We start from the raw sequence: 3,328 nt of genomic DNA, 5'->3' as shown, positions 1-3,328 counted from the left end.
GCTTCTGCGGCACCTAGAAGAACCACTACGTTTTCAGCTCCGTATTGTTCAGCGAAGTCTTTAACTCTCTTTTGGTTTTCTAAGTCCATAGCTCCTGCGCTAGTTCAGACAAAGCATTCAGTACTTGAGAAAATTACTTCTGTATTTTCTACTGTGTTTACACATGTTTCAATTGCAAGACCTGGAATTCCGTCACGGTCTCCAATGATTATAACTTTTTTATTTTCTAAAAAACCCATAATACATCCTTCCTTTATTTTAAAATATATTTTTCATTCTAATAAGAAGAATGAAATTACCACAATCGAACGCCTATCGTTCGTTGACATCATTATAATATCATAATAAAAAAAAATTGCAAATTTCACAGCGGAAATCTGCAATTCTTTTATAGAAAATCTCAATAAATGAAATTTAGAATTTATCTACGTATTTTTCAGCTTGAGTAGCAGCAATAGCGCCGTCTGCAGCAGCTGTAACTACTTGACGTAGAGTTTTTTGTCTAACATCACCAGCTACATAAACGCCTTCAACGTTAGTGTGCATTTCTTCGTCAGCTAAAACATATCCGTAATCATCTAATTCGATTTTACCTTTGAATACATCAGAGTAAGGAATAGTACCTACGAATACGAATACACCCATAGTTCCGTCATCTTCGTCACAGTGGTATTCTTCTTCCTTGCCAGATTCTTTGTCAACCATAACGATTGATTCCAAGATTCCTTCACCTTTGATTTCTTTAATAGAAGTGTTGAATCTCATAGATAAGTTGTCACATTCTTTTGCTTCGTCTTCAGCAGTCTTATCACATTTTAAGTGATCGCCTCTAACTAAAAGAGTAACTTTTCTAGCAAATTTTGTTAAGTAAGTAGCTTCTTCAACTGCAGAGTTACCACTACCAACAACGAATACTTCTAAGTCAGTAAAGAAATCTGCATCACAAGTTGCACAGTAAGATACACCTTTACCAGTGAATTCTTTTTCACCAGGGCATCCTAATTTTCTTGGAGCAGCACCAGTAGCTATAATAACTGATTTAGCTTCTAATACATCTCCATTTTTTAATGTAAGTTTTTTAACTTTGTCAGAAAAATCAACGTCAACAACATCTGCTCTTCTAATTTCAAGACCGAAATTGTCGATTTGGTCAGCCATTTTTTTGATTAAGCTTGGACCAGATTCTCCAACAATTCCACCAGGATAGTTTTCAATAGAATCAGTAGTAGTAATTTGACCACCAGTTTTTTCTTTTTCAACTATCAATGTGTTCATTTTAGCACGTGCAGCGTATAAACCAGCTGATAAACCAGCAGGGCCAGCACCAATAATAATTAAATCATACATGTAAATTCACTCCTTAAATTCTTTTAGAGTAAGAACTCTATAAATAATAATATCACAAAAGGTCAAAAAAATCACTATTAAGCGTTTAGTTAGAATGAAAAAAGCAATTATAACAAAAATGTAACAATTAAGGTATTAGCATAATATAGCAGTTAGTTTACAATAAAACAATAAATCTCTGTAAAATAATAAAAATTTTAGTAAAGTTATTGCATTTTACAAAAAACATAGTATAATAATAGTAAGAGATATGAAAAGATTTTCATAAGTGATTTGGTTAGAATTACTTAGTCAAGCATAAGCATTAATTTATTTTTTAATCCAGGGTGTAAGAGGTTAAATGCTTGACAAAGGCAAATTTGAGAGAAGATTTGTTGTATCATAGTATAATCACAATAAAGGTTTTCAAGTATCTCAAAAAATTTTAAGGAGGAAATTTTATGGATCAAAAAGCATTAAACGATACCATAGTGGCCATCAACAGTTTTCTAAGTAACAACATTTTATTGATTGCACTTTTAGGTTGCGGTATATTCTACACAATCTATTCAAAAGGCGTGCAATTTAGAAAATTAGGTGCAGCATTTAAACAAACTTTTGGAGGAGTTTTCTCAAAAGAAAAGAAATCTGAAGATGAAGGAGTATCTTCTTTCCAAGCTTTAGCAGTAGCAATCGCAGCACAAGTAGGTACTGGAAACGTTGCAGGTGTTGCAACAGCAATCATGGCAGGTGGTCCAGGAGCAATATTCTGGATGTGGCTTGCAGCTATATTAGGTATGGCAACAATATATGCCGAAGCAACTTTGGCACAAAAATTTAGAGAAAAAGATGATGAAGGTAACTTCGTCGGAGGTCCTGCTTACTACATTAAAAATGGTATTGGACCAACTCATCCTGGATTAGCAAAAGTAATGTCAGTAGCATTTGCAATTTTAATAGTAATTGCATTAGGATTTGTAGGAAATATAGTTCAATCAAACTCAATTGCAACAAGTGTTGTAGCAGCAGTAGAAGGAGCAGGCGGACACCTTAACCCAATAATTGTTGGCATAGTAGTTGCAGTTTTAGCAGGTGGAGTATTCATTGGTGGTATTAAGAGAATTGCAAACTTTGCTCAATTAGTAGTTCCTATCATGGCATTGATTTATATCGTTGCAGCAATAGTAATGATGGTTAAATTCCATGATCAAATTGGACCAGCATTTAAACTTATATTCCAAGCAGCATTCAATCCAGAAGCAGCTCTTGGTGGTGCATTAGGTATCACAATTAAAGCAGCAGCATCTAAAGGTGTTGGTAGAGGATTGTTCTCTAACGAAGCTGGTATGGGTTCTACACCACATGCTCACGCTACAGCTAATGTAGCTCACCCTGTATTACAAGGTTACACAGCTATGGTTGGTGTATTTATCGATACAATTGTTGTTTGTACAGTAACTGCTCTAATGATTTTAGTAACAGGTTCATGGACAGACAAAAGCTTGAACGGTGCATTGGTTACTCAAGAAGCTTTCACAAGAGCATTTGGTACAGGTGGTACAGTTCTACTTGCAGTTGCATTAGGATTCTTCGCATTTACAACAATAGTTGGATGGTATTACTTTGGTGAAACTAACATCAGATTCTTATTCGGTCATAAAGGTTTGTGGCCATACAGAATTTTAGTATTGTTATGTATCATTGCAGGTTCTTTACAAGAAGTAGACTTAGTATGGAACACAGCAGACTTAACAAACTCATTAATGGTTATACCAAACATTATCGCTATCATTATGCTTCATAAACACGTAAAAAATATGAGCTTGCATTATGAAACAAATGGTAAAGAAGGTTCATTATAAAATAAGTCAAGATTTATTTATAAGAGATAAAAAACATCACGAAAGTAACCTGAACCCCAAAATCCGGAATACGGATGGAGGGGTTTTTGTATGCCAAAATACACAAAAGAATTTAAAATAAAATTAGTACTAGAATATTT

2 protein-coding genes and 2 pseudogenes are annotated in these 3,328 nt (G+C 34.1%); 1 reads left to right on the top strand and 3 read right to left on the bottom strand.

Features of this window, described 5'->3' with window-relative positions:
* From DES33_RS09980 to trxB, 3 genes and pseudogenes are all read right to left on the bottom strand, one after another.
* Window positions 1–92, bottom strand: a pseudogene (locus DES33_RS09980) (glycine/sarcosine/betaine reductase complex selenoprotein A); the annotation flags it as partial.
* Window positions 93–107: 15 nt separating this feature from the next.
* Window positions 108–239: pseudogene (locus DES33_RS09975) on the bottom strand (glycine/sarcosine/betaine reductase complex selenoprotein A); the annotation flags it as partial.
* A gap of 175 nt (window positions 240–414) precedes the next feature.
* A complete protein-coding gene (gene trxB / locus DES33_RS08215) occupies window positions 415–1,347 on the bottom strand; it encodes a thioredoxin-disulfide reductase (RefSeq protein WP_094224463.1) in 933 nt (310 codons plus the stop codon).
* Window positions 1,348–1,787: 440 nt separating this feature from the next.
* Here trxB and DES33_RS08210 point away from each other — a divergent pair, with 440 nt between their 5' ends.
* Window positions 1,788–3,188 carry an alanine/glycine:cation symporter family protein gene (locus DES33_RS08210; protein ID WP_110058671.1) on the top strand — a complete coding sequence of 467 codons (1,401 nt, stop codon included), beginning with the start codon at window positions 1,788–1,790 and terminating at the stop codon, window positions 3,186–3,188.
* Window positions 3,189–3,328 lie beyond the last annotated feature (140 nt).

It is taken from the genome of Finegoldia magna (assembly GCF_003182075.1).
Taxonomy (GTDB): Bacteria; Bacillota; Clostridia; order Tissierellales; family Peptoniphilaceae; genus Finegoldia; species Finegoldia magna.
This window is presented reverse-complemented; position numbering and strand designations above follow the sequence as displayed.

Bases quoted from the DNA above. Each gene is read 5' to 3' on its own strand.
- trxB (WP_094224463.1), bottom strand. From the start codon at position 1,347: ATGTATGATTTAATTATTATTGGTGCTGGCCCTGCTGGTTTATCAGCT.
- DES33_RS08210 (WP_110058671.1), top strand. From the start codon at position 1,788: ATGGATCAAAAAGCATTAAACGATACCATAGTGGCCATCAACAGTTTT.